The sequence below is a fragment of the Enterobacter sp. C6 genome (assembly GCF_008122455.1).
GTDB lineage: Bacteria > Pseudomonadota > Gammaproteobacteria > Enterobacterales > Enterobacteriaceae > Enterobacter > Enterobacter pseudoroggenkampii.
In genome coordinates this window covers 20,335-45,465 of sequence record NZ_QPFW01000223.1, presented here as the reverse complement: position 1 = coordinate 45,465, position 25,131 = coordinate 20,335, and the positions used below count along the sequence as shown (strand labels likewise).

The 25,131-nt window shown below is 57.0% G+C and carries 24 protein-coding genes and 1 pseudogene; 15 read left to right on the top strand and 10 right to left on the bottom strand.

Going from position 1 to position 25,131, the window contains the following annotated elements; all coding sequences use genetic code 11:
- The 4 genes and pseudogenes from DOU50_RS12945 to xthA all read right to left on the bottom strand — a co-directional run.
- Positions 1 to 640, bottom strand: a pseudogene (locus DOU50_RS12945) (thiamine ABC transporter permease); the annotation flags it as partial.
- Positions 613 to 1,773, bottom strand: coding sequence for an ABC transporter substrate-binding protein (locus tag DOU50_RS12940; RefSeq protein WP_228117532.1), 1,161 nt, complete (start codon positions 1,771 to 1,773; stop codon positions 613 to 615). The pseudogene DOU50_RS12945 and the gene DOU50_RS12940, both read right to left, overlap by 28 nt.
- A gap of 15 nt (positions 1,774 to 1,788) precedes the next feature.
- On the bottom strand, positions 1,789 to 2,472 hold the full coding sequence (locus DOU50_RS12935; protein ID WP_090417315.1) for a TVP38/TMEM64 family protein: 684 nt from the start codon (positions 2,470 to 2,472) through the stop codon (positions 1,789 to 1,791).
- Between the two features lie 6 nt (positions 2,473 to 2,478).
- On the bottom strand, positions 2,479 to 3,285 hold the full coding sequence (gene xthA, locus DOU50_RS12930) for an exodeoxyribonuclease III (protein ID WP_032645347.1): 807 nt from the start codon (positions 3,283 to 3,285) through the stop codon (positions 2,479 to 2,481).
- Between the two features lie 433 nt (positions 3,286 to 3,718).
- Between xthA and DOU50_RS12925 the strand changes: the two genes are divergently transcribed.
- The 7 genes from DOU50_RS12925 (at position 3,719) to ves (ending at position 11,430) form a co-directional block, all read left to right on the top strand.
- On the top strand, positions 3,719 to 4,939 hold the full coding sequence (locus tag DOU50_RS12925; protein ID WP_024908554.1) for an aspartate aminotransferase family protein: 1,221 nt from the start codon (positions 3,719 to 3,721) through the stop codon (positions 4,937 to 4,939).
- The gene (gene astA, locus DOU50_RS12920; RefSeq protein WP_061715461.1) at positions 4,936 to 5,970 is read left to right on the top strand and encodes an arginine N-succinyltransferase; all 1,035 of its coding nucleotides are present in this window, start codon (positions 4,936 to 4,938) and stop codon (positions 5,968 to 5,970) included. The genes DOU50_RS12925 and astA overlap by 4 nt, the downstream gene beginning before the upstream one ends.
- Complete coding sequence (gene astD, locus DOU50_RS12915; RefSeq protein WP_148769519.1) at positions 5,967 to 7,454, top strand: succinylglutamate-semialdehyde dehydrogenase; 1,488 nt, start codon at positions 5,967 to 5,969, stop codon at positions 7,452 to 7,454. The genes astA and astD overlap by 4 nt, the downstream gene beginning before the upstream one ends.
- A complete protein-coding gene (gene astB, locus DOU50_RS12910; protein ID WP_148769518.1) occupies positions 7,441 to 8,766 on the top strand; it encodes an N-succinylarginine dihydrolase in 1,326 nt (441 codons plus the stop codon). Before astD ends, astB begins: the two co-directional genes overlap by 14 nt.
- Positions 8,767 to 8,776: 10 nt before the next feature.
- A complete protein-coding gene (astE, locus tag DOU50_RS12905) occupies positions 8,777 to 9,742 on the top strand; it encodes a succinylglutamate desuccinylase (protein ID WP_148769517.1) in 966 nt (321 codons plus the stop codon).
- A 338-nt stretch (positions 9,743 to 10,080) separates the two neighbouring features.
- Positions 10,081 to 10,575, top strand: coding sequence for an ATP-independent periplasmic protein-refolding chaperone Spy (gene spy, locus DOU50_RS12900; RefSeq protein WP_024908549.1), 495 nt, complete (start codon positions 10,081 to 10,083; stop codon positions 10,573 to 10,575).
- Between the two features lie 297 nt (positions 10,576 to 10,872).
- Positions 10,873 to 11,430 carry an environmental stress-induced protein Ves gene (gene ves, locus DOU50_RS12895; protein ID WP_021241069.1) on the top strand — a complete coding sequence of 186 codons (558 nt, stop codon included), beginning with the start codon at positions 10,873 to 10,875 and terminating at the stop codon, positions 11,428 to 11,430.
- Here ves and cho read toward each other — a convergent pair.
- Together cho and nadE are read right to left on the bottom strand one after the other, a co-directional pair.
- A complete protein-coding gene (gene cho, locus DOU50_RS12890; RefSeq protein WP_061715491.1) occupies positions 11,408 to 12,286 on the bottom strand; it encodes an excinuclease Cho in 879 nt (292 codons plus the stop codon). The genes ves and cho overlap by 23 nt on opposite strands.
- Before the next feature lie 180 nt (positions 12,287 to 12,466).
- The gene (gene nadE, locus DOU50_RS12885) at positions 12,467 to 13,294 is read right to left on the bottom strand and encodes an ammonia-dependent NAD(+) synthetase (RefSeq protein ID WP_023335358.1); all 828 of its coding nucleotides are present in this window, start codon (positions 13,292 to 13,294) and stop codon (positions 12,467 to 12,469) included.
- A 232-nt stretch (positions 13,295 to 13,526) separates the two neighbouring features.
- On the opposite strand from nadE, the gene osmE reads away from it, so the two are divergent.
- The 7 genes from osmE (at position 13,527) to chbG (ending at position 19,377) form a co-directional block, all read left to right on the top strand.
- Positions 13,527 to 13,871 carry an osmotically-inducible lipoprotein OsmE gene (gene osmE / locus DOU50_RS12880; RefSeq protein ID WP_010430142.1) on the top strand — a complete coding sequence of 115 codons (345 nt, stop codon included), beginning with the start codon at positions 13,527 to 13,529 and terminating at the stop codon, positions 13,869 to 13,871.
- A 281-nt stretch (positions 13,872 to 14,152) separates the two neighbouring features.
- Positions 14,153 to 14,470 carry a PTS N,N'-diacetylchitobiose transporter subunit IIB gene (chbB, locus tag DOU50_RS12875; protein WP_008500676.1) on the top strand — a complete coding sequence of 106 codons (318 nt, stop codon included), beginning with the start codon at positions 14,153 to 14,155 and terminating at the stop codon, positions 14,468 to 14,470.
- A 79-nt stretch (positions 14,471 to 14,549) separates the two neighbouring features.
- Positions 14,550 to 15,908 (top strand): PTS N,N'-diacetylchitobiose transporter subunit IIC, encoded by a 1,359-nt coding sequence (gene chbC, locus DOU50_RS12870; RefSeq protein WP_148769516.1) that lies wholly within the window; start codon positions 14,550 to 14,552, stop codon positions 15,906 to 15,908.
- Positions 15,909 to 15,955: 47 nt separating this feature from the next.
- Entirely contained in the window at positions 15,956 to 16,303 is a 348-nt protein-coding gene (chbA, locus tag DOU50_RS12865; protein ID WP_024909443.1) for a PTS N,N'-diacetylchitobiose transporter subunit IIA, read from the top strand.
- 29 nt (positions 16,304 to 16,332) lie between these two features.
- Positions 16,333 to 17,151 carry a transcriptional regulator ChbR gene (chbR, locus tag DOU50_RS12860; protein WP_024909442.1) on the top strand — a complete coding sequence of 273 codons (819 nt, stop codon included), beginning with the start codon at positions 16,333 to 16,335 and terminating at the stop codon, positions 17,149 to 17,151.
- A gap of 109 nt (positions 17,152 to 17,260) precedes the next feature.
- Positions 17,261 to 18,616, top strand: coding sequence for a 6-phospho-beta-glucosidase (locus DOU50_RS12855; protein ID WP_024909441.1), 1,356 nt, complete (start codon positions 17,261 to 17,263; stop codon positions 18,614 to 18,616).
- Positions 18,617 to 18,627: 11 nt separating this feature from the next.
- Entirely contained in the window at positions 18,628 to 19,377 is a 750-nt protein-coding gene (chbG, locus tag DOU50_RS12850; RefSeq protein WP_032650937.1) for a chitin disaccharide deacetylase, read from the top strand.
- 129 nt (positions 19,378 to 19,506) lie between these two features.
- On the opposite strand, the gene katE is transcribed toward chbG, so the two are convergent.
- A complete protein-coding gene (gene katE / locus DOU50_RS12845; RefSeq protein WP_048991585.1) occupies positions 19,507 to 21,756 on the bottom strand; it encodes a catalase HPII in 2,250 nt (749 codons plus the stop codon).
- A gap of 156 nt (positions 21,757 to 21,912) precedes the next feature.
- On the opposite strand from katE, the gene cedA reads away from it, so the two are divergent.
- The gene (gene cedA, locus DOU50_RS12840) at positions 21,913 to 22,200 is read left to right on the top strand and encodes a cell division activator CedA (protein WP_370884122.1); all 288 of its coding nucleotides are present in this window, start codon (positions 21,913 to 21,915) and stop codon (positions 22,198 to 22,200) included.
- Between the two features lie 48 nt (positions 22,201 to 22,248).
- Here the strand turns inward: cedA and DOU50_RS12835 are convergent, their stop codons facing one another.
- The 3 genes from DOU50_RS12835 to hxpB all read right to left on the bottom strand — a co-directional run bounded on the left by DOU50_RS12835 (position 22,249) and on the right by hxpB (position 25,131).
- Entirely contained in the window at positions 22,249 to 23,640 is a 1,392-nt protein-coding gene (locus DOU50_RS12835; protein WP_024909437.1) for an L-cystine transporter, read from the bottom strand.
- 127 nt (positions 23,641 to 23,767) lie between these two features.
- Entirely contained in the window at positions 23,768 to 24,358 is a 591-nt protein-coding gene (locus DOU50_RS12830; RefSeq protein ID WP_014883483.1) for a metal-dependent hydrolase, read from the bottom strand.
- Positions 24,359 to 24,459: 101 nt separating this feature from the next.
- Positions 24,460 to 25,131: a hexitol phosphatase HxpB gene (gene hxpB / locus DOU50_RS12825; RefSeq protein ID WP_148769515.1), complete on the bottom strand. Its 672-nt coding sequence runs from the start codon at positions 25,129 to 25,131 to the stop codon at positions 24,460 to 24,462.

The following is a 25,131-nucleotide window of genomic DNA, read 5'->3' as shown; positions in this document are numbered from 1 at the left end:
CGGGCCCGAGCACGATCGCCACGTCCACGACCGACAGCGACCACGCCAGCACCGCCAGCATCACCGCGCCGAGAACGGGCGCAATCGCCGGAAGGATCAGCCAGCTGAGCGTCTGAAAACGCCCATAGCCAAAGGTTTGCAGGACGATCTTCTGCAGTGCGAGCCGTTTTTCCGGCAGGACGGCGTAAATGGCCCACAGGACAAACGCGCTCTCTTTGACCGCGAGCGTCAGGCCCAGACCGACGCCGTAGCGGTCAAACGGCGGAGAACAGACGGTGCAGATCTGATAATACAGACCGCCCTCGGCAAACAGCAGTAACGCGCCGGTGGTGAACGCCACATGGGGGATCGCGAGTAGCCACGGCAGGCGGGTCGTGAGACGTCGCCAGCGCTTACCAGGCCACAGAAGGCTGACGAGGAAAAGGGCAATCAGCAACGCCCCCAGCGTGGCGATGAGCGTTGAGACCAGCGTGGCGACGGTCGCCTGAGGTAGCTGCGGATCGCTCAGCAGCCGCTGCCAGTTTGTCACCGAAAACGCCGGGGCAAGCAGCATGGCGCCGGCGGGCAGGACCGGCAGATAAATCACCGCCATCGCCAGCCAGACAAGCCCGCTCAGCGGGTGCCGTAACGACGCAGCCATTCCTGCTCCAGCGCGTTCACCCAGGCGGACTGCGGCTCTGCAAGCACCTTCGGCAGCCCCTGCGGCGTGTGGGCGAGCAGCTGTTTGGCTTCGCCTTCGGGCAGCGTTTTCACATCCAGTACGCTTGGGTCTCCCCATATGGCCGGGTCGGCCTTGCGGATTTGCGCCCGCGGTGACAGCAGGAAATTAGCGACCACTTTCGCTCCCGCGCTCGCGCTGGCATTGACCGGAATCGCCACAAAATGGACGTTGCCGAGCATCCCGCTCTGGAAACCAAAGCTGTAGCTGTCGGCGGGCAGTTCGCTGCTCGCCACTTTCTGCTGCACATGGGCCGGGTTAAAGGTCAGCGACAGGTTCAGACTGCCGCGGGCAAGCAGGGTGTCCATACGCGCGGGTGAAGGGGGGAAGTCTTTGCCTTCGCGCCACATCAGCGGGTGCAGCTTATCGAGGTAGGCCCAGAGCGGCGCGGTAACGTGGTCAAACGTTTCATCGGGTGCTTTTTGTAAAGCCTCAGGGCGATCGGTGAGCGTCAGAAGCAGCTGCTCAAGAAATGCCGTGCCGGTAAAATCGGGCGGGCGAGGATAGCTGACCTTGCCCGGGTGCTGCTGCGCATAAGCCAGCAGCGCCTGAGGATCCTCCGGCGGCGTCGGCATGCTGGCTTTGCGGGCGATAAAGGTCAGCTGCGCACCGCCCCACGGGGATTCCGCTCCGTCTGTGGGAATTGCAAAATCCTCCATAACGGGCTTGCGGGTATCGACATAGCGCCAGTTTGGCAGCGTCTGCGCCCATCCGGTTTGCAGCAGGTTCGCTTCTTTTAACGTGCGGAAGTTTTCGCCGTTAACCCACAGCAGGTCAACCGAGCCGTTGGCCTTACGCCCCGCGGCGGCTTCGGTCTGAATACGTTTTACCGCGTCGGCGGCATCCGCCAGCGGGACGATTTTGAGGGTAATGGCATAGTGCGTTTGCATCTCACCGCTGACCCACTCAAGGTAGCGGTTGACCGCCGGATCGCCGCCCCAGGCGTTAAACCAGACGGTCTGGCCTTTGGCCTGTTGTTGGATAGCGTGCCAGCTTTCGGCGGCAGAGAGGGGGGCTGCCAGCAGCAGACCGATCAGGAACGCGCAAAAACGCACACGGCGCATAATGCCTCACTTTTTAGCAGACGGGAGATAACGGGAAAACAGCCGGCGGGTGACCAGCGGTAATAACCCCAGTAGTGTAAAGGCGAATATCATGCCCGGCGACAAAATATCGCGCAGCGAGGTCACTTTTCCCAGCTCGCGCCCGGCGTTCAGAAAGACAACCGTCGCGGGCAGCATGGCGACCTGGCTGACCCACCAGTAGCGAAATACGCCAATCCGGGTCAGCCCCATCAGCAAATTCACCAGAAAAAACGGGAACAGCGGCATCAGGCGCAGGGCAAAAAGATAGCCCGCGCCGTCATGCGACATACCGGCGTTCACCGTTTTCATCTGCTGAGCAAACCGCCGCTGGACCCCGTCGCGCAGCAGATAACGACTGGCGAGCATGGCCAGCGTGGCCCCGAGCGTGGAGGCGAACGAGACCAGCGCGGTGCCTTCCCACAGGGGAAATAACGCCCCGCCCAGCAGGGTGAGGATCGCCGCGCCGGGTATCGACAGGGCGGAGACCGCGACATAGAGCGCAAAAAAGATCAGCGCGCTGCGCAGCGGCGCGTGGTCGACATGGGAAAGTAACGCCTGCTGGTGAGTTTTAATCCCTTCCAGGGAGAGGGTTCCCGGGGGAAGCATGACAAACGTCAGAATAAATGCGCCCAGAAGGGCGCACAGGAAAGCGATTTTTCGAATGTTCACGCGTAATTACAGCTTGAATTTAGCCCACACCGGCGCGTGGTCGGACGGTTTTTCCATGCTGCGGATATCGTAGTCGATCCCGGTTTCGATGCAGCGCTCGGCCAGCGGCGAACTGGCCAGCAGCAGGTCTATACGCAGGCCACGGTTGTCGTCAAAGCCTTTTGAGCGGTAGTCAAACCAGGAGAAGCGATCCTGCGTTTCCGGGTTGGCATTGCGGAAGGTATCCACCAGGCCCCAGCCCAGCAGGCGCTCCATCCACTCACGCTCTTCCGGCAGGAAGGAGCATTTGCCGGTACGCAGCCAGCGTTTGCGGTTCTCTTCGCCAATACCGATATCGAGATCCGTCGGGCTAATGTTCATGTCGCCCATGATCAGCACCGGATTCTCTTTTTTGAGTTCAGTTGTCAGGAAGTCCTGCAGATCCTGATAAAACTTCGCTTTGGCCGGGAATTTGGTTTCATGGTCACGGCTTTCACCCTGCGGGAAATACCCGTTAATGACCGTGATATTCCCGAGCGCAGAAGGCACTTCCGCCATGATGATGCGGCGCTGCGCTTCTTCACCGTCGCCAGGGAAGCCGCGACGCACGGAAACCGGCGGTGCTTTGGTGAGCAGCGCGACCCCATAGTGTCCTTTCTGACCGTGATAGAAGACGTTGTAGCCGAGTTTCGCCACCTCTTCGAGGGGGAACATGTCGTCGTGAACCTTTGTCTCCTGCAGGCCGATCACATCTGGCTGATGTTGCTCAACGATAGCTTCAAGCTGATGAGGGCGGGCACGCAGGCCGTTGATATTAAAAGAGACAAATTTCATAGTCGCTGCCAGTGCAAGGTGAATAGTGCATGGATGGTAGCAGAATTTGCGTCAACTGTTACCGGGTTCGACCAATAACTGCGACAGATAATGCCGGTGGTGCAATATTTGCACCATTCTGACGCGCTTCGCCCCCAAACAGGGCGTAAATGACCGATAAATTTCGTGAGCGATCACAATTCCAGAATTATATTTGGCCTGTGCATACTCTTTCTGATTTTCATGCGGCAAAGCGCCGCTTGTCGTAAAAATATTCACTTTTTATGCACTAACAGTGAATAACTCCATGTCGTAACTTGTTGATATTCTGTTACCTCAACCCGTTTATGCATTTTTATCGCTGGCTGGCACGAAGGCTGCAATCTACATTCACAGTGCAAACACTCAATTATTTAACATTCAAATAACCTTTTATTTACCGGATGAGGTCGCTATGTCTCTGTCAATTACGCGTGAAAATTTCGATGAATGGATGATGCCGGTTTACGCTCCGGCGGCTTTTATTCCGGTTCGTGGGGAAGGCTCGCGCCTGTGGGATCAGCAGGGTAAAGAGTATATCGACTTTGCAGGTGGGATTGCGGTCAACGCGCTGGGTCATGCGCACCCGGCGCTGCGTCAGGCGCTGAACGACCAGGCGGCGAAGTTCTGGCATACCGGCAACGGCTTTACCAACGAGCCTGCGCTGCGCCTGGCCAAAAAACTGATCGACGCGACGTTCGCCGAAAAAGTCTTTTTCTGTAACTCGGGGGCGGAAGCCAACGAGGCGGCGCTGAAGCTGGCGCGCAAATATGCGCACGATAAATTTGGTACCCACAAGAGCGGCATCGTGGCGTTTAAAAATGCCTTCCACGGGCGCACGCTCTTTACCGTCAGCGCGGGCGGTCAGCCTTCCTACTCGCAGGATTTCGCACCGCTGCCGCCGGATATTCGTCACGGCATCTATAACGATCTGCAGTCCGCCAGCGAGCTGATTAACGACACCACCTGCGCGGTGATCGTCGAGCCGATGCAGGGCGAAGGCGGCGTGCTTCCGGCGCAAAAAGCCTTCCTGCAGGGGCTGCGCGAGCTGTGCGATCGTCACGATGCGGTCCTGATTTTCGACGAAGTGCAGACCGGCGTGGGCCGCACCGGCGAGCTGTATGCCTATATGCACTACGGCGTGACGCCGGACGTGCTTTCGACCGCCAAAGCGCTGGGTGGCGGCTTCCCGATTGGGGCGATGCTGACCACCGATAAATTCGCCAGCGTAATGACCGTGGGCACCCACGGCACCACCTACGGCGGCAACCCGCTGGCTACCGCCGTTGCCGGACAGGTTCTCGATATCATTAACACCCCTGAGGTGCTGAAAGGCGTTAAGCAACGTCACGACTGGTTTGTCGAGCGTCTGAATGCCATCAACAGCAAAACGGGGCTGTTTAAAGAAATTCGCGGTCTGGGGCTGTTAATCGGCTGCGAACTCACCGCTGAGTTTGCCGGGAAAGCTAAACTTATTTCACAGGAAGCGGCAAAAGTGGGCGTGATGGTGCTGATTGCCGGTGCCAACGTGGTGCGTTTTGCGCCTGCGCTGATCGTCAGCGAGGAAGAGGTGCAAACCGGTCTGGACCGTTTTGCGCAGGCGTGTGAAAAAGTGAAATCCGGGGTGTCATCATGATGGTCATCCGTCCCGTTGAGCGCGGCGATCTCGCCGGGCTCATGCAGCTTGCCGGTAAGACGGGAGGCGGGCTGACCTCGCTTCCTGCCGATGAAAAAACGCTGTCGGCGCGCATCGAGCGCGCCCTGCATACCTGGCAGGGGACGTTGCCAAAAAGCGAGCAGGGGTATGTGTTCGTGCTGGAAGACACCGACACGGGAACCGTGGCCGGGATCTGCGCCATTGAAGTGGCCGTCGGGCTTAACGACCCGTGGTACAACTACCGCGTCGGCACCATGGTTCACGCCTCGAAAGAGCTGAACGTCTATAACGCGCTGCCCACGCTGTTTCTCTGTAATGACCACACGGGGGCCAGCGAGCTGTGCACGCTGTTCCTCGATCCGGCGTGGCGCAAAGAGGGCAACGGCTATCTGCTCTCCAAATCGCGCTTTATGTTTATGGCCGCCTTCCGCGATCGCTTTAACGAAAAAGTGGTCGCAGAGATGCGCGGCGTGATCGACGACACCGGCTACTCGCCGTTCTGGGAGAGCCTGGGCGAGCGCTTCTTCTCGATGGAGTTCAGCCGGGCGGACTACCTGTGCGGTACCGGCCAGAAAGCTTTTATTGCCGAACTGATGCCGAAGCATCCTATCTATACCCATTTCCTCAGCCCGGAAGCGCAGGCGGTGATCGGCGAAGTGCATCCGCAAACCGCCCCCGCCCGCGCGGTGCTGGAGAAAGAGGGCTTCCGTTACCGGAACTATGTCGACATCTTTGACGGCGGGCCTACGCTTGAGTGCGATATCGACCGCGTGCGCGCAATCCGTAAAAGCCGGCTGGTTGAGGTCTCTGAAGGCCAGCCCGCGCCGGGCGACTGGCCCGCATGCCTGGTGGCGAACGAAAATTACGCCAACTTCCGCGCCATGCTGGTGCGAACCAACCCGAAATGTGAACGTCTGGTGCTGACGGCTGCTGAGCTCGATGCCCTGAAATGTAACGCCGGCGATACGGTTCGCCTGGTGCGTCTCTGCCCTGAGGAGAAAACAGCATGACATTATGGATTAACGGTGACTGGGTCACGGGTGAAGGCGAACAGCGCGTAAAGACCAATCCGGTTGGAAAAGAGGTGCTCTGGAAGGGGCATGACGCCAGCGCCGCGCAGGTAGATCAGGCCTGCCATGCCGCTCGCCGTGCGTTTCCGGCGTGGGCAAAACAGCCTTTCGCCGTGCGCCAGGCAGTTGTTGAAAAGTTTGCCGGGCTGCTGGAGGCAAACAAGGCCGAGCTGACGCGCATCATCGCGTCTGAAACCAGTAAACCGCGCTGGGAAGCGACAACCGAAGTGACGGCGATGATCAATAAAATCGCCATTTCGGTCAAGGCGTACCATACCCGTACCGGCGAACAGCGCACCGACATGCCGGACGGCGCGGCCACGCTGCGCCACCGTCCGCACGGCGTGCTGGCGGTGTTTGGTCCGTACAACTTCCCGGGGCATCTGCCGAATGGCCACATTGTGCCCGCGCTGCTGGCGGGCAATACCGTTATTTTCAAACCGAGCGAGCTCACGCCATTAACCGGCGAGGCGGTGGTTAAGCTGTGGGAACAGGCCGGTCTGCCGCCGGGCGTGCTGAACCTGGTGCAGGGCGGACGTGAAACCGGCCAGGCGCTGAGCGCGCTGAGCGATATCGACGGCCTGCTGTTTACCGGCAGCGCCGGGACGGGCTATCAGCTGCACCGCCAGCTGGCAGGGCAGCCGGAGAAAATTCTGGCGCTGGAGATGGGCGGCAACAACCCGCTGATTGTGGAAGATCCTGATGATATCGACGCCGCGGTGCACCTGACGATTCAGTCCGCCTTTATTACCGCCGGACAGCGCTGCACCTGTGCCCGCCGCCTGCTGGTCAAGCGCGGCGCGCAGGGCGATGCCTTCCTGAAGCGTCTGGTAGAGGTGAGCGCGCGCCTGGTACCTGCCGCGTGGGATGCCGACCCGCAGCCGTTTATCGGCGGGCTGATTTCTGAACAGGCCGCGCTGAACGTACTGAAGGCCTGGCAGGACCACGTCGCGCGCGGCGCGAAAACCCTGCTCGAGCCAAAGCAGGTTCAGCCGGGCACCTCGCTGCTGACGCCGGGCATCGTTGAGATGAGCGGCGCGAGCAACGTGCCGGATGAAGAGGTCTTTGGCCCGCTGCTGTGCGTCTGGCGCTACGACGATTTTGATGCGGCCATTGCGATGGCCAATAACACCCGCTACGGCCTGTCGAGCGGGCTGATTTCGCCGCATCGCGAGAAGTTTGAACAACTGCTGCTGGAAGCACGCGCCGGTATTGTGAACTGGAATAAACCGCTGACCGGGGCCGCGAGCACCGCGCCGTTCGGCGGCGTGGGCGCGTCGGGCAACCATCGCGCCAGCGCGTGGTATGCCGCTGATTACTGTGCGTGGCCGATGGCGAGCCTGGAAACCCCGGCGCTGACGCTGCCGGACACGCTGAATCCGGGGCTGGACTTTACCGGAGGGGATCGTCATGAAAGCGCGTGAAGTTAACTTTGACGGGCTGGTGGGGCTGACGCACCACTATGCCGGTCTCTCTTTTGGTAATGAAGCCTCGACGAAGCATCGCTTTCAGGTCTCGAACCCGAAGCTGGCGGCGAAGCAGGGGCTGCTAAAAATGAAGGCGCTGGCGGATACCGGTTTCCCGCAGGCGGTGATCCCGCCGCAGGAGCGTCCGAACGTGGCGGTGCTGCGTCAGCTCGGCTTTAGCGGCACCGATGAGCAGGTGGTTGAAAAAGCGGGTACGCAGACGCCGCACCTGCTCTCGGCGGCAAGTTCGGCCTCCTCGATGTGGGTGGCCAACGCCGCGACCGTCGCGCCGTCAGCCGATACGCTGGATGGCAAAGTTCATCTGACGGTGGCGAACCTGAACAATAAATTCCACCGCGCCACCGAAGCGGAAACCACCGAGCGCGTGCTGCGCGCCATTTTCAGCCAGGACGCCCATTTTGAGGTGCATCAGGCCCTGCCGCAGGTGGCGATGTTTGGCGACGAAGGCGCGGCCAACCATAACCGCCTGGGGGGCGATTATGGCGACCCGGGCCTGCAGCTGTTTATCTACGGGCGAGAAGAGGGGGGCCACGCTGCGCCAACCCGCTATCCTGCGCGTCAGACGCTGGCGGCCAGCCAGGCCGTTGCCCGCCTGAACCAGGTCAATCCTTCCCAGGTGATTTTTGCCCAGCAAAACCCGCATGTGATCGATCAGGGCGTGTTCCACAACGACGTGATTGCCGTTTCCAACCGCCAGGTGCTGTTCTGTCACGAGCAGGCGTTTGCCCATCAGGAGAAGCTGCTCGCCACGCTGCATGAGCGCGTGCGCGGCTTCACGCCAATTCAGGTGCCAACGGAGGCGGTGAGCGTGCAGGACGCGGTCGAAACGTATCTGTTCAATAGCCAGCTGCTGAGCCGCGATGACGGCAGCATGATGCTGGTCCTGCCGCAGGAGTCCCGGGATCATCAGGGCGTGTGGCGCTACCTGACCGAGCTGGTGAAGGCCGATAACCCGATTGACGAACTGCGCGTGTTTGATCTGCGCGAAAGCATGGCTAACGGCGGTGGCCCAGCCTGTTTACGTCTGCGCGTGGTCTTGACCCAGGACGAAATGCAGGCGGTTAACCCGGCGGTCATGATGAACGATACGCTCTTTACGCGGCTGAATGACTGGGTCGATCGCTACTATCGCGATCGGCTAACGCAGGCGGATCTGGTTGACCCGCAGCTTCTGCGTGAAGGACGCGAGGCGCTGGACGCATTATCGACAATCCTGCAGCTGGGATCGGTTTACCCGTTCCAGCGCTAAAGGAGTGGATATGGAAAATTTACTGGCGCTGACCCTGGCCGATGAGACGCCGGAACAGAAAGAGGGGGACGGCCCCTCATTTCGCTGGCGGTGGCTGGGGCGCGGGGTGCTTGAGCTGACGCCGACCGCAAAAAGCGATCTCTCGCTGCTGCTTTCAACGGGCATTCACGGGAATGAAACGGCACCCGTTGAGATTGTCGATCTGCTGCTGCGCGCGCTGTATCGCAATGAGATCGCCCTGACGTGCCGCGTGCTGGTGGTGCTGGGCAATCCGCCTGCGCTGGCGCAAAACAAACGGTACCTGGTGAGCGACATTAACCGTATGTTTGGCGGGCGCTGGGCGCAGTTTCCGCAGAGCGACGAAACGGCGCGGGCAGCGTGGCTGGAGAGCGTCGTGACCACGTTTTTTGCCGCTGCGGGACCGGCGCGCTGGCATCTGGATCTGCATACGGCCATCCGCGCGTCCTACCATGTTCGCTTCGGCGTGCTGCCGCAGCGCAATCAGCCGTGGGAGGAAGATTTCCTGAGCTGGCTGGGAGACGCCGGGCTGGAGGCGCTGGTCTTTCACCAGTCGCCGGGCGGAACCTTTACGCACTTCACCTGTGAGAACTTTGGCGCGTTGTCCTGTACGCTGGAGCTGGGGAAAGCGCTGCCGTTTGGCCAGAACGATCTCACCCGATTTGCGCCTACGCATCTCGCCCTTCGGGCGCTGCTGGGAGGAAAGGCTCCCGAGCACGCGCATCAGCCCGTTGAGCGGTACCGGGTCGTACAGCAGATCACGCGCCGCAGCGATGCCTTCCTGCTGCATATGGCCGCGCATACTCTGAACTTCACCCCGTTTCGCAAAGGGGCGCTGCTGGCCGAGGATGGCGAGGAGCGTTACGAGGTGCAGAAAACCACCGAGTATGTTTTATTCCCTAACCCTACCGTCGCGTTTGGCCTGCGGGCCGGGCTGATGCTGGAAAAAATATCCTGAACCTTTCCCCTCTCATCATTCGGGAGGGGGAAGTAAAAAACTTTTCTTCACGATTAAAGCGCTTACGCTTGTTTTGCAGAATATTCCTGGTGAATTGCTTTATTATTCACCTTCACTCCGTTATAATTCTGCTAAATCGCTTTAAAATCATCGCATTGAATATTTTTTGTTGCAACTCTCCACGCTTTATCCTTATTTCCTCCACATTTGGCGAAAATTTGTTTTTTACACTTTCATTGTTTTACCGTTGCTCTGACTAATTGACGATAAACCCCGTAAAGTTAATCTCGTCAACACGGCATAGCGCCGAAGAATAACTGAAAGAAAGGAAATAAATTATGCGTAAGTTTACTGCACTGTTTGTTGCTTCTACCCTGGCTCTGGGCGCTACCAGCATGGCGTTCGCCGCAGATACTGCGACCACCACCACTGCCGCGCCTGCTGAAGGCAAAATGATGATGCATCATAAAGGTCCGGGTATGCACAACGAGATGATGATGTTTAAGGATCTCAACCTGACGGATGCGCAGAAGCAGCAGATCCGCGACATCAGAAAAGGTGAACGCGACCAGATGAAACGTCCTCCGCTTGAAGAGCGTCGTGCGATGCATGACATCATCGCCAGCGACAGCTTCGACAAGGCGAAAGCCGAAGCGCAGATCGACAAAATGGCCGCGCAGCACAAAGCCCGCATGCTGGCTCACATGGAAACTCAGAACAAGATCTACAACATTCTGACCCCGGAACAGAAAAAACAATTTAATGCGAATTTTGAGAAGCGTCTGACAGAACGTCCGGCGATGGAAGGTAAAATGCCAGCACCAACCGAATAATCGGTTCACACTCTTAAGACCGCCGGGATCCTGTCCACAAAAGCGCAATCGCTGTGGACAGGACCGGCGGTTTTTCTTTCCTGCCCTCTTGCCTGCCGCCGCCAGCGCGGTATCCTCCTGTAGTCGCTTCAGAGAATGTTCGTAGAGTCATGGCGTTAGCATTTTTATTAACGTTGCGCTAAGGCCTGCCCGCTCTGCTGCCGATACTGTTTCTGTGAATACCCAACGATAACAATCAAGACAGCAACGATAGCGATATCCTTGCCCTGGCACGGGTTGTGCCATTCAGGAGTGGTGATGGAGTTCTTTGATATCCGTAAGATGCCGGTCAGCCTCTGGCGCAATGGTGCTGGCGAAACGCGTGAGATTTGCTGCTTCCCTCCCGCGACGAGGGATTTTCACTGGCGTGCCAGTATCGCGACTATCGCCAGCAACGGCGAATTCTCCTCGTTTCCCGGCGTCGATCGGGTGATTACCTTGCTGGAAGGCGGGGAGGTGACCCTGGATGCCGGTCAGGCGTTCTTCCATACCCTGAAGCACCATCAGCCCTATAGCTTTGCCGGCGACCTGCCGGTGAAAGCGCTGCTGTCCGATGGGCGGATGGCGATGGACTTCAACATCATGACCCGTCGCGACTGCTGCCGGGCGAAGGTGCGCGTGGCTGACCGTACCTTTACCACCTTTGGCACACGCGGGGGCGTGGTGTTTGTGTTAAGCGGGGCGTGGCAACTGGGTGATAAATTGCTGACGGCCGATCAGGGCGCCAGCTGGGAGGAGGGTACCCATACGCTGCGTCTGCTGGAGGCTCAGGGTACCTTATTGTTCAGCGAAATCACATGGCTGCCAGGCCATTGAGTTCAATGATCTCAAACTTACCGGCCAGGACCGGTTTACAGAGAATTTTGTAGCCATCGTGGTCAAATCCGGCGGGCGTGCGCAGCAGGGTTGCCGCGTCGTTGATGTTGTCGACAGCGCCCAGCCAGAGCCAGTTGTTGACGATGTGATACTGGGTCATTGCCTCGCCCACCTCTTTGAGCGCAACGGCGCTTTCCCAGGGCCAGCACTTCACGCTGATGGCCCCCAGACCGGAGAGGAGCCGTGCGTGGTGCGCCTCAACGCTCTCTTTCCCACAGCAGGCACCGGCGCAGCGCTTCAGCGCGGATCGAAAACAGGCGCGTCCGCGGGTGGTTGCCTCCAGACCTAAAAGGCTGTAGCAAAGCTGGAGCTCGTCCGCGAGCGTCTGCAGCGCCTGAAGTGCGGCTCGTTTATTGGCGAACAGCCCGTAGAGATTCGGGGCATGAGAAAAATCGACGTCGCGCGCGTAGACGACCTGCGGCTTGCCCTCGTTGATCTGCAGGGAGCAGAGCTGACGGTTGCGGCGCAGGCGCTTGTTGAACAGCGGCTGTTGTTCTTTTATCAACCGCGCCTCCAGCAACAGCGCGCCCATTTCTCCTGCCGTCTGGAACCAGGTAATGCGTCGCGACTGGCGCAGCATGGCGGCCTCGTCCGGGGTGCGAAGATGGGATAACACCCGACTGCGAATGTTAACGCTCTTGCCGATGTAGAGCGGCAGGGTGTCGCTTTCGCCGTGAAAGATGTACACGCCCGGCTGTTTAGGCATTGCTTCAAGCCAGGGGCGAAGGTGCTCGGGATATTCGTAGATAGCCGCCGCTTCAAACTCAAGACGCGGGGCGGATTGACGCCTGCTCACATACTGCTCCATATACTGTTCAGGTATACAGTGTAGCAGGAGTGTGGTGGTTAAAAAAGAGCCGGGTGGCGGCGACGCCTTACCCGGCCAGGATGTGCGGCCTGATGCCCTCACCCCAACCCTCTCCCACGGGAGAGGGCGCAAACACTAAAACGGTAACCTGGGGTTACTGTTTTGCTTTTATTTCTTCCAGAAATCGTCAAACACCGTAATTGGCGTGTGGCGCTTGTGCTCGGTTTTCAGATACCAGCCTTCGATGATTTTCGCGGTACCTTCATCCAGCTTTTTGCCTTCCAGATAATCATCGATGTTGTCATAGGTGACGCCAAGGGCCGCTTCATCCGGCAGGGAAGGGCGATCGTCTTCAAGGTCCGCTGTCGGCGCTTTCTTATACAGATGCTCAGGACAGCCCAGCGCGGCCAGCAACTGCTTACCCTGACGCTTGTTCAGACGGAAGATAGGGTTAATGTCGGTGCCGCCGTCGCCGTATTTGGTAAAGAAGCCGGTGATCGCTTCTGCCGCATGGTCGGTGCCGACGACGACGCCTTTGGTCATCCCGGCGATGCTGTACTGCGCTTTCATGCGCTCGCGGGCTTTTTCGTTGCCGCGAACAAAATCGCTCAGCTCAATGCCCGCTTCGCGTAACGCCTGCTCGCTTGCCAGCACCGAGCCCTTAATATTCACGGTCAGCACGCGGTCAGGCTGAATGAAGGTAATGGCATCCTGGCAATCCTGCTCGTCCGCCTGCACGCCATAAGGAAGACGCACCGCGATAAACTGCAGCGTCTCATCGCCCGTCTCTTCGCGAAGCTCTGAAATCGCCATCTGGCAGAGTTTACCGGTCAGGGTAGAGTCCTGGCCGCCACTGATGCCCAGCACCAGGGATTTCAGGAAAGCGTTCTTTTTTAAGTACGATTTTAAAAAATCCACGCTGCGGCGGATCTCTTCATGTGCATCTACCGTGGGCTTCGCGCCCAGTGCCTGAATAATCTCTTGTTGCAGAGCCATCACGCCCTCCATATGCAGTACATAAACAGAATGTGTTAGCTGTTAAAACTAACCCTTTGGGCGAGAAACGACAAGGATCACAGTTTCGAGTGCGCTAATTTGCGCCGATTTAGCAGGTTATCGTTGTTTTATTAGAATTTTCCGAAATTCGTCTGGCGTAACTCACAAAGTTGAACAATAGTACTTTTTATCCCATGCTTAGATAACACGCTGATAAACAAGAGGACGGAATATGAACAAGAACGTAGCAGGAATTCTTAGCGCAGCGGCGGTACTGACTATGCTGGCAGGGTGTACGGCTTACGATCGCACCAAGGATCAGTTTACGCAGCCCGTAGTAAAAGACGTTAAAAAAGGGATGACCCGTTCGCAGGTGGCCGCGATTGCCGGTAAACCTTCTTCTGAAGTGACCATGATTCATGCGAAAGGGACCTGCCAGACCTATATCCTGGGTCAACGTGATGGTAAGGCAGAAACCTACTTTGTCGCGCTGGATGATACCGGTCATGTGATCAACTCCGGCTATCAGACCTGTGCTGAATACGACACCGATCCGCAGGCACCTAAGGCGCAGTAATCCTCCTTGCCTGAGGATGTTAACAAACCGGCCCAGGGGCCGGTTTTTTTATGCATACGTAAATCTTATTTCTTTGCGCGAATTATTTGCCCGAAATGTGAAGGGAGTCAACAAGCCAGGTCAATGAGAGACAATTTGAGTCTATCCAGAATTATCCCCTGTCTGTACCATTGCGTATACTCACTCCAACGATAAACAACAGTACGCAAGCTACCTGTCTGCCGGGACAGCGAGTCGAGTGATAGCGCGATGGCAGGTAGTCATACAAGAGGGAAAACACGATGGAAAAGAAACATATCTACCTGTTCTGCTCAGCGGGCATGTCAACCTCGCTTCTGGTGTCAAAGATGCGTGCGCAGGCTGAAAAGTATGAAGTCCCTGTGGTGATTGAAGCGTTTCCAGAGACGCTGGCGGGCGAAAAAGGCCAGACAGCCGATGTCGTTTTACTGGGGCCGCAAATTGCCTATATGTTGCCCGAAATTCAACGACTGTTACCGAATAAACCGGTCGAAGTGATCGACTCGGGGCTGTACGGCAAGATTGATGGTTTAGGTGTTCTTAAAGCTGCTGTGGCAGCCATTAAAAAAGCTGCTAATTAATTTTTATTTTTCCCGTCAAAGAGTTATTTCACACACAATACGCCGTAACATGCGTTACGGCATTTAAGGGTATTTTCCTATGAGTAAAGTCATCGCTTCACTTGAAAAGGTACTCCTTCCTTTTGCTGTTAAAATAGGAAAGCAGCCTCACGTTAATGCCATCAAAAACGGCTTTATTAAATTAATGCCGCTGACGCTGGCCGGGGCCATGTTCGTTTTAATTAACAACGTTTTTCTGAGCTTTGGTGAAGGTTCCTTCTTTTATTCATTAGGAATTCGGTTAGACGCTTCCACTATTGAAACCCTTAATGGTTTTAAAGCCATCGGCGGCAACGTCTATAACGGTACGTTGGGGATTATGTCGCTGATGGCGCCTTTCTTTATTGGGATGGCACTGGCAGAAGAGCGTAAAGTCGATCCGCTGGCCGCCGGGTTATTATCCGTCGCCGCTTTCATGACCGTGACGCCATACAGCGTGGGTGAAGCCTATGCCGTCGGCGCCAACTGGCTGGGTGGGGCCAACATTATCTCCGGTATTGTTATCGGCCTGGTGGTGGCAGAAATGTTCACCTTTATTATCCGTCGCAACTGGGTTATCCGCCTGCCGGATAGCGTACCGGCTTCCGTTTCCCGTTCATTTTCCGCGTTGATTCCGGGCTTCATTATTCTCTCTATCATGGGGATTATCGCCTGGGCGCTCTCCCACTGGGGCACAAACTTCCACCAGATCATCATGGACTCTATCTCTACGCCGCTGGCGTCGATGGGTGGCGTGGTCGGTTGGGCGTATGTGATTTTCACCTCTCTGCTGTGGTTCTTTGGCGTGCATGGTTCACTGGCACTGGCCGCGCTGGACAGCGGGATTATGACCCCCTGGGCACTGGAAAACGTTGCGCTTTACCAGCAGTACGGCTCCGTTGACGCGGCGCTGGCAGCCGGTAAAACCTTCCATGTGTGGGCGAAGCCGATGCTTGACTCCTATATCTTCCTGGGCGGTACCGGGGCGACCTTGGGTCTGATCATCGCGGTCTTTATTGTCTCTCGTCGTGCTGATTACCGTCAGGTCGCGAAGCTGGCGCTGCCATCAGGCATCTTCCAGATTAACGAACCGATTCTGTTCGGTCTGCCAATCATCATGAACCCGGTAATGTTCATTCCGTTCATCCTGATTCAGCCGCTGCTGGCCGCTATCACTCTGACGGCGTATTACATGGGCATCATTCCACCGATTACCAACATTGCACCGTGGACCATGCCAGCAGGTCTGGGCGCCTTCTTCAACACCAACGGCAGCGTCGCAGCCTTCCTGCTGGCGATATTCAACCTCGGGATTGCCACCCTGCTGTACATGCCGTTCGTGGCGATTGCCAACAAAGCCGCCACCATCATTGATGAAGAAGAGAACGAAGAGGATATTGCCCTCTCACTGAAATTCTAAGATTGACCGGCGCGGGGAAGCCCGCGCCAGCCACAAGGAGCTTAAACATGTTAGATTTGGATAGTATTGTCGCAGACGAAGCCGCCGAGAACGATCTTGAAGAAGTGGTGATGGGGCTTATCATCAACTCCGGACAGGCCCGCAGCCTGGCCTATGCCGCACTGAAGCAGGCCAAGCAGGGGGATTTCGCCGCCGCGAAAACCATGATGGAGCAGTCCCGCACGGCGCTGAATGAAGCGCACCTGGTGCAGACAAAGCTGATTGAAAGCGATCAGGGCGAAGGGAAGATGAAGGTCAGCCTGGTGCTGGTCCACGCGCAGGATCACCTGATGACCTCGATGCTGGCGCGTGAGCTGGTGGCGGAGCTCATTGAGCTTCACGAGAAGATGCAGTAAGTCAGACTGAGTAGCAGGAGGTCAGCACGATGGAAATTAAAACCGCACTTGAACAGCAATTGTTTAATGGCAAAAATTTTCATGTGGTTATCTACAACAAAACGGAGAGCGCCAGTGGTCTGCACCAGCATGACTACTACGAGTTCACGATTGTTCTGACCGGTCGCTACTACCAGGAGATCAACGGTAAGCGCGTCCTGCTTGAGCGAGGGGATTTTGTCTTCCTGCCGATGGGGTCTTATCACCAGAGCTTTTACGAATTTGGTGCCACCCGCATTCTGAACGTGGGCGTCAGCAGACGTTTCTTCGAGAAGCACTATCTGCCGCTGGTGCCGTTCTGCTTCGTTGCCTCCCAGGTCTATCGGGTCAAAAACGAGTTCATGACCTGGATTGAGACGGTTATCGCTTCGCTTAACTTCCGCGACAATGAATTTGATGAGTTTATTGAAACGGTGACCTTCTACGTGATGAACCGGCTGCGCCATCATCGTGAAGAGCAGCAGGTGACGGATGATATTCCGCAATGGCTGCGTGGCACCGTTGAGCTGATGCACGATAAAGGCCAGTTCAGCGAAAATGCGCTGGAAAATATGGTGTCGCTGTCGGGCAAATCCCAGGAATATCTGACCCGTGCAACGCAGCGCTATTATCGTAAAACGCCCGTGCAAATTATTAATGAAATCCGCATTAACTTTGCCAAAAAACAGCTGGAAATTACCAACTATTCTGTCACCGATATTGCGTACGAGTCAGGATACAGCAGTCCCAGTCTGTTTATTAAGACCTTTAAAAAATTGACGTCATTCACACCGAACAGTTACCGGAAGAATTTAACGGTAATGAATTAACTTTCGGCGGATTATCCGCCACAAATATTGCTTTAATGGCTTGCCCAAATAGCGGGAAGAGTACGCTATACCTTGCAGGCGATTAACCTGATACGCTAAGGGAGATATTATGCAGAAGAAATTAAAAGTCGTAACCATTGGTGGCGGCAGCAGCTATACCCCGGAATTACTTGAAGGTTTCCTGAAACGTTATCATGAATTACCGGTCAGCGAATTATGGCTGGTGGACGTTGAGGAAGGTCAGGAGAAGCTGAATATTATTTTCGACCTGTGCAAGCGCATGGTGGAAAAAGCGGGCGTGCCTTTGACCGTGCATAAAACCCTGGACCGTCGTCTGGCGCTGAAAGATGCGGATTTCGTCACCACCCAGCTGCGCGTTGGCCAGCTGAAGGCGCGCGAGCTGGACGAGCGTATTCCGCTGAGCCACGGCTATCTGGGGCAGGAGACCAACGGCGCAGGTGGCCTGTTTAAAGGTCTTCGTACCATCCCGGTCATTTTCGACATCGTCAAAGACGTGCAGGAGATCTGCCCGAACGCGTGGGTGATTAACTTCACCAACCCGGCCGGGATGGTCACTGAAGCGGTCTATCGTCATACCGGCTTCAAACGTTTTATCGGCGTCTGCAACATTCCGATCGGCATGAAGATGTTTATCCGCGACGTGCTGGCGCTGACCGACAGCGACGATCTCTCCATCGATCTGTTCGGCCTGAATCACATGGTGTTTATTAAAGATGTCATCGTGAACGGAAAATCGCGCTTTGCCGAGCTCCTCGACGGCGTGGCTTCCGGTCGCCTGACGGCGGCATCCGTGAAAAACATCTTTGACCTGCCGTTCAGCGAAGGGCTGATCCGCTCGCTGAACCTGCTGCCGTGCTCGTACCTGCTTTACTACTTCAAGCAGAAAGAGATGCTGGCCATCGAAATGGGCGAGTACTATAAGGGCGGCGCGCGCGCGCAGATCGTTCAGAAGGTCGAGAAGCAGCTGTTCGATTTGTATAAAGACCCGAACCTGAACGTCAAACCGAAAGAACTGGAGCAGCGCGGCGGGGCCTACTACTCCGATGCGGCGTGTGAAGTGATCAACGCCATCTACAACGACAAGCAGGCGGAACACTATGTCAACGTGCCGCACCACGGCCATATCGACAATATCCCGGCGGACTGGGCCGTCGAGATGACCTGCATCCTGGGGCGCGAGGGCGCTAAACCGCATCCTCGCATCACCCACTTCGATGACAAGGTCATGGGCCTGATCCACACCATTAAGGGCTTTGAAGTGGCGGCAAGCAACGCGGCGCTGAGCGGCGAGCTCAATGACGTGCTGCTGGCGCTGAACCTCAGCCCGCTGGTGCATTCAGACCGCGATGCGGAACAGCTGGCCAGCGAGATGATCCTGGCGCATGAAAAATGGTTGCCGAATTTTGCCGCCACGATCGAGAAGCTGAAGTTCAAACACCACTAAGAGGACGCACAATGGAAAACCTGCTGATCGTTAATGCTGATGATTTTGGTCTCTCGAAAGGCCAGAACTACGGCATTATTGAAGCCTGTCGCCGGGGGGTTGTGACCTCTACCACGGCACTGGTGAATGGTGAGGCGGTTGAACACGCGGCGCAGCTGAGCCGCGAGGTGCCGGCGCTGGGCGTCGGCATGCATTTTGTGCTGACGCTCGGGATGCCGCTTTCGCCAATGCCGGGCCTGACGCGCGACGGCCAGCTTGGAAAGTGGATTTGGGAACTGGCGGAGCAGGATGCTCTGCCGCTCGAAGAGATTGCCCGCGAGCTGGACTGTCAGTTCAACCGCTTCGTTGATGTGTTTGGTCAGGCGCCGACGCATATCGACAGCCATCACCACGTGCATATGATCCCGGCGATTTTCCCGATTGTTGCCGGGTTTGCCCAGCGCAAAGGCGTGGCGATGCGCGTGGATAGGGAGGCGCGCGGCGTGCCCGACTGCGACGTGACAACCACTGAGGGGTTCAGCAGCGCATTTTACGGCGACGAGATCGACGAAGCACTGTTCCTGAAGGTGCTGGACGATTCCGCCGCGCGGGGGGAAAAGTCGGTAGAAGTGATGGCGCATCCGGCTTTTGTCGATAACACCGTGCGGAAAAGCGCCTACTGCTGGCCGCGCCTGGCGGAGCTGGACGTGCTGACGTCGGCGTCGCTGAAGTATGCGATTGCCGAGCGCGGGTATCGGTTGGGGACGTTTGGGGATCTTTGAGAAATTCCCCCTCACCCTAACCCTCTCCCCAAAGGGGCGAGGGGACTGTGCGGTGCGATCTGTAATGCCAGCACAGGTCTGCATTTCTCCCTCTCCCTTTCAGGGAGAGGGCCGGGGTGAGGGTATTTTTTACGCCGGGATCTGATCAATCTTGCTGCTGCGCGACCAGACGCGGTGCGCGGCGAGCAAATCAAACAGCTTCGTCATGAACGCATCGTCAACGTTATCTCCCTCGACAATCCCGTCCTCACCCTGATCGGCCACCTTCAGCTGCGCTTTGAACTGTCGCGCGTCGCCGGACAGCGCGATCGGTTTCAGGTGCTTATAGGCTTCCAGCAGATAATAGACGGCGTCCCCGTTGGTCAGCAGGCTGGCAATATCCCCGCACGGCACGATCACCGCATCGACGGTCAGCGATGGCGCACCGGCAAAGGTTGCGGCCACCGGCAGCACAGAGCCATCGTCAGCCGTCACTTCACCCATGCGGGAATAGAGCAGTTTGGCATGCACGCCCTGAGTCTTCAGCGCCTGCATAATCCCCAGCACGTCGCTGGCGCGGGTTTTGTCGTTCAGTAGAATGGCGACCACGCGGCCTTTAATCGAGCCGCCCGGCACGGCATACAGGCTCAGCGACGGATCTTTCTTCACGCCGTTAACCTCTTTCGGCGGAGCAAGGTTACGCTGCTCGTCGGTCAGTGTAATGCCCAGGTTATCCGCGACGCTCTGGGCAAGCTGAATATCAATATGTGCCAGTTGATCGACCACCCGCTCGCGGATGTAGGTACGCACCACTTTACTCAGCTCAAAGCTGAAGCCACCGATGATGTGCTGTTGCTCAATCGGCGTCTGGCTGTTCCAGAACAGGCGAGGGTGGGCGTAATACTCACCGAACGAGGGGCTGCGCTCGCGAATTTTATTGCCATCGATACGCTCCTGATACGATTCGAATCCACCGCGTTTCGGTCCGGGAGGCGTTTCACGCGGCCAGTTATCGTTAATCGAGTTCGGCTCATAGTTCGCCGGGTTGGTATCAATATCCTGACGGTGCATCCCGTCGCGCTGGAAGTTGTGATACGGGCAGGTTGGGCGGTTAATCGGGATTTCGTGGAAGTTCGGCCCGCCCAGACGGCTGATCTGCGTATCGGTATAGGAGAACAGACGTCCCTGCAGGAGCGGATCGTTGGTGAAGTCCAGCCCCGGCACGATATGCCCCGGGTGGAACGCGGCCTGCTCGTTTTCGGCAAAGAAATTATCCGGGTTGCGGTTGAGCACCATTTTACCCACCAGCTGCACCGGCACCAGCTCTTCCGGGATCAGCTTCGTCGGGTCCAGAAGGTCGAAATCGAACTTAAATTCGTCCTCTTCCGGTATGAGCTGCAGGCCAAGTTCGTATTCCGGGAAGTCGCCCGCTTCAATGGATTCCCACAGCTCGCGGCGATGGAAGTCCGGATCGCGCCCGGTCAGCTTCTGCGCCTCGTCCCACACCAGCGAGGCTTTACCCGCGACAGGCTTCCAGTGGAAGCGGACAAACGTGGCTTTCCCCTCGGCATTGATCAGACGGAAGGTATGGATACCAAACCCTTCCATGGTACGGTAGCTGCGCGGAATGCCGCGGTCTGACATCGCCCACATCACGTTGTGTAAGGTTTCAGGCTGCAGGGAAACATAGTCCCAGAAGGTGTCGTGCGCACTTTGTCCCTGCGGTATGGCCCAGTGGGGCTCCGGTTTTACCGCATGGACAAAGTCAGGAAATTTATGCGCGTCCTGAATGAAAAACACCGGCGTGTTATTGCCGACCAGATCGAAAATACCCTCTTCGGTATAAAACTTGGTGGCAAAGCCGCGGATATCCCGGACGGTATCTGCCGACCCCGCGCCGCCCTGCACGGTGGAGAAACGCACAAACACCGGGGTAATTTTATCCGGGTCGGAGAGGAAATCCGCTTTGGTGATCGCTTTCAGGCTCTTGTAGGGCTGGAAGTAGCCGTGCGCAGCGGAACCGCGTGCGTGGACGATGCGTTCCGGTATCCGCTCGTGGTCAAAATGGGTGATTTTTTCCCGCAGGATAAAGTCTTCCAGCAGGGTTGGCCCGCGCGCGCCTGCGCGAAGGGAGTTCTGATCGTCAGCAATACGCACGCCCTGATTGGTGGTGAGCGCAAAACCCTCGCCGCCTTTACGGTGTGGCTCAAGAGATTTCAGCTTCTCGTTTCCCGTGTCCGGCGATTTCATGCTTCCCGGTGCGGTAGGCTGTTCGCCCGGTGCGGAGGGGCCAGGGGAGGGGCGGTGAGAGCCGTCTGCAGGGGCGAGAGAGTCCATACCCGGTTGAGATTCTTCAGTGCCATGAATCGGTGATTGATGTGTTTTATCTTTGTTCGACATTGCACGCTTCTCCTTTATCCATTGCTAAAAACCCTATTAAGGATAGAACAATGTCGCGACATGGTTCGCGAACTAAGAGTTTTCACATGCCATGATTAGCGAAAGGAGCCATCTCACCCACTCGGAGCGCGACGGAAGGCAGCAGGATCGGCTATCATAGAATTTTCCTGCTTCAAGAATTTTGCTTTAGTGAATCCGTCGCTTATGAAACCTCTTCGTCAACAAAACCGCCAGGTTATTAGCTATGTGCCCCGCGTTGAGCCCGCGCCGCCTGACCATGCCCTGAAAGTGGAGGGCTTTCGTGATGTCTGGCTGCTGCGGGGGAAATACGTGGCCTTTGTGCTGATCGGCGAACATTTCCGTCGCTCTCCCACGTTTACGGTGCCGGAGTCCGCACAGCGGTGGGCGATGCAGATCCGCCAGGATGAAGAGGTTGAAGAATAACAGCCATAAAAAAACCGCCTGATGGCGGTTTTTTTATTTCTACCGTGATTAACGGTGCGCCAGCTCGGCGTCGTCTTCACTTTCCAGAATCGCTTTGTCGGTCTGCTTCAGCCACTGGCTGGTGAGCGTACCGGCGGTCATGGAGCCGCTCACGTTCAGCGCGGTACGACCCATGTCGATCAGCGGCTCAACGGAGATCAGCAGGGCGACCAGCGTTACGGGCAGACCCAGCGCAGGCAGCACAATCAGCGCGGCGAAGGTTGCGCCACCGCCAACACCCGCAACGCCTGCGGAGCTTACGGTAACAATCCCGACCAGCGTGGCGATCCATACCGGATCCAGCGGGTTGATACCCACCGTCGGCGCGACCATCACGGCCAGCATCGCCGGGTACAGACCCGCACAGCCGTTCTGACCAATGGTGGCACCAAAGGAGGCAGAGAAGCTGGCGATGGATTCAGGCACGCCCAGACGACGGGTTTGCGCTTCAACGTTCAGCGGAATAGACGCGGCGCTGGAACGGCTGGTGAAGGCAAAGGTCAGCACCGGCCAGACCTTACGGAAGTATTTCAGCGGGCTGACGCCGTTCACGCCCAGCAGGATGCCGTGCACCACGAACATAATGCCCAGGCCCAGATAAGAGGCGACAACGAAGCTGCCCAGCTTAATGATGTCCTGCAGGTTAGAGCCGGCAACCACTTTGGTCATCAGCGCCAGCACGCCGTAAGGGGTGAGCTGCATAACCAGACGAACCAGCTTCATCACCCAGCTTTGCAGGGTGTCAATCGCGGTCAGCACACGTTCGCCTTTTGGCGCGTCGTCTTTCAGCAGCTTCAGCGCCGCGACGCCCAGGAACGCGGCGAAAATAACCACGCTGATGATCGAGGTTGGGCTCGCACCGGTCAGGTCAGCAAACGGGTTCTTCGGAATGAAGGAGAGCACCATCTGCGGCACGGTCAGGTCAGCTACTTTACCCACATAGTTGGTCTGAATTGCGGTAAGACGTGCCGTTTCAGCGGTACCCTGAACCAGACCTTCTGCGGTCAGGCCAAACAGGTTGGTGACCAGCACACCCACCAGCGCGGCAATCAGCGTGGTGAACAGCAGCGTACCAATGGTCAGGAAACTGATTTTTCCTAGCTGAGTGGCGTTATGCAGGCGGGCCACGGCGCTCAGAATAGAGGCGAACACCAGCGGCATAACGATCATCTGCAGCAACTGGACATAGCCGTTACCGACAATATTGAACCACTGAATGGAATCTTTCAGAACTGGATTATCGGAGCCATAAATTGCCTGTAATGCCAGACCAAATACGACACCCATGGCCAGACCAACCAGCACCTTTTTCGCCAGGCTCCACTGTTTGTGGCGCGCCTGCGCGAGAAGCAATAGCAATATAACGAACACAACGACGTTCGCGATGAGTGGAAAATTCATCCCCGTTCTCCTGATTTATTATTGGGTCGGTTTTTACCGATCCTGTTGGCGGAAGGTTAGCAGAAGTGTGATGTAGCGCTTATATCCAAATGGAATGGGTTATGACAAATGGGATAATTTTGTCGGTTTACTGTTCAATCTGGTGATGAATAAAGCGATTAAACTGAAATTGCAGCGAATTAATCATCTGGGATGACCAGCGAACTGCACTGTTTTCGGGCAAGGTTTGCGGCATCCAGACGGCGTAAGCAAACAGCGCCATGCACAATACCCGCTCAAGCTGGTTACCTTTCTGCGGTGCGAGGATGGGAAAACGGAAACGCCAGCGGCAGGGCCATAGCAGCGGCACGCCCGCAGGCGTCAGCATATCGGCCAGAATATGGCTTAAATAGCCCAGCACCATCCCCTGGATGGCATCGGCGGGGACTATCCAGCTTTCAGGCACTTTTAAATAGAACAGCGTCAGCAGGCCAAACACGGCCAGCAGGCTGTGCGTAAACCCCCGGTGGCCGAACGCGCGGGCGATGGGTTTCGACACCCATTTCAGACGCTGTCCGAGGAAGGATTTAGGGTGGTCGATGTCGGGCAGCAGACAGGTCAATACGGCGGAAGGGACAATATGCCACCAGTCCCCCTGTGCCAGCACGGGGGTAAGTTCAGCGTTTTTGGCAAATACTGCGCACGCAATAGAAAAAAGCAGGTGGCCTTCCGCCGTCATGATAAAACCCACGAAACTGTCAATTCATACAGTATAGGGTTTTTATACAGTAGGCGGAAGAGGTGACGGTGTAACTGTTTGTCACAAACCGAAGGAGGGCGTTAACCGCCCTGCAGATGATGCGCCGTCAGTTCTGCCAGTGAATTAAGCTTCACGTCGGCAAGCGCAAACCGGGGATCGTGGCGGCCTTCTTCCGCAGGCACCACAATGGAGCGCATCCGCGCGGCTTTAGAGGCCACCATACCGTTAACGGAATCTTCCAGCGCAACGCAGTTGAGGGGATCCAGGCCGAGCTTAGCGGCACAGTCCAGATAGACCTGCGGGTGCGGCTTGCTGTAAGGCAATTTTTCAGCGGACGCCAGCGCGTCAAAACTGTCGCGCAGTTCAAACATCGTGAGCACTTTTTCCAGCATATGCAGCGGTGAAGCGGAAGCCAGGCCAACCTTCAGCCCCTGGGCTTTACACAGCGCGACAGCCTCACGTACGCCGGGCAGCAGCGGCCGGCTCTCTTCCACCAGAGAAATGGCGCGGCTGATAATGCGTGCGGTCACCTCATTGCGATCGGGACCCACCCACGGCTGTTGGGCAAACCACAGGTCAACCACCATATCGATGCGCAGGCCCAGCGTATCGGGTAGTTCATTACGGCGGCTGATATCGACGCCCAGACTGGCCATCACATCCAGTTCGGCGCGATCCCACAGCGGTTCGGAATCGATCAGTAATCCATCCATGTCAAAAATTGCGGCAAGAATTTGGCGCGGTGTCGACAT

Excerpts from the sequence above, each read along its gene's own strand:
- astB (WP_148769518.1), top strand. The coding sequence starts at position 7,441 with ATGAAAGCGCGTGAAGTTAACTTTGACGGGCTGGTGGGGCTGACGCAC.
- ves (WP_021241069.1), top strand. The coding sequence starts at position 10,873 with ATGGAGTTCTTTGATATCCGTAAGATGCCGGTCAGCCTCTGGCGCAAT.
- DOU50_RS12835 (WP_024909437.1), bottom strand. The coding sequence starts at position 23,640 with ATGAATTTTCCACTCATCGCGAACGTCGTTGTGTTCGTTATATTGCTA.
- astA (WP_061715461.1), top strand. The coding sequence starts at position 4,936 with ATGATGGTCATCCGTCCCGTTGAGCGCGGCGATCTCGCCGGGCTCATG.
- spy (WP_024908549.1), top strand. The coding sequence starts at position 10,081 with ATGCGTAAGTTTACTGCACTGTTTGTTGCTTCTACCCTGGCTCTGGGC.
- chbG (WP_032650937.1), top strand. The coding sequence starts at position 18,628 with ATGGAAAACCTGCTGATCGTTAATGCTGATGATTTTGGTCTCTCGAAA.
- astE (WP_148769517.1), top strand. The coding sequence starts at position 8,777 with ATGGAAAATTTACTGGCGCTGACCCTGGCCGATGAGACGCCGGAACAG.
- chbA (WP_024909443.1), top strand. The coding sequence starts at position 15,956 with ATGTTAGATTTGGATAGTATTGTCGCAGACGAAGCCGCCGAGAACGAT.
- katE (WP_048991585.1), bottom strand. The coding sequence starts at position 21,756 with ATGTCGAACAAAGATAAAACACATCAATCACCGATTCATGGCACTGAA.
- DOU50_RS12855 (WP_024909441.1), top strand. The coding sequence starts at position 17,261 with ATGCAGAAGAAATTAAAAGTCGTAACCATTGGTGGCGGCAGCAGCTAT.
- astD (WP_148769519.1), top strand. The coding sequence starts at position 5,967 with ATGACATTATGGATTAACGGTGACTGGGTCACGGGTGAAGGCGAACAG.
- hxpB (WP_148769515.1), bottom strand. The coding sequence starts at position 25,131 with ATGTCGACACCGCGCCAAATTCTTGCCGCAATTTTTGACATGGATGGA.
- nadE (WP_023335358.1), bottom strand. The coding sequence starts at position 13,294 with ATGGCTCTGCAACAAGAGATTATTCAGGCACTGGGCGCGAAGCCCACG.
- chbR (WP_024909442.1), top strand. The coding sequence starts at position 16,333 with ATGGAAATTAAAACCGCACTTGAACAGCAATTGTTTAATGGCAAAAAT.
- chbB (WP_008500676.1), top strand. The coding sequence starts at position 14,153 with ATGGAAAAGAAACATATCTACCTGTTCTGCTCAGCGGGCATGTCAACC.
- DOU50_RS12830 (WP_014883483.1), bottom strand. The coding sequence starts at position 24,358 with ATGACGGCGGAAGGCCACCTGCTTTTTTCTATTGCGTGCGCAGTATTT.
- chbC (WP_148769516.1), top strand. The coding sequence starts at position 14,550 with ATGAGTAAAGTCATCGCTTCACTTGAAAAGGTACTCCTTCCTTTTGCT.
- xthA (WP_032645347.1), bottom strand. The coding sequence starts at position 3,285 with ATGAAATTTGTCTCTTTTAATATCAACGGCCTGCGTGCCCGCCCTCAT.
- osmE (WP_010430142.1), top strand. The coding sequence starts at position 13,527 with ATGAACAAGAACGTAGCAGGAATTCTTAGCGCAGCGGCGGTACTGACT.
- DOU50_RS12925 (WP_024908554.1), top strand. The coding sequence starts at position 3,719 with ATGTCTCTGTCAATTACGCGTGAAAATTTCGATGAATGGATGATGCCG.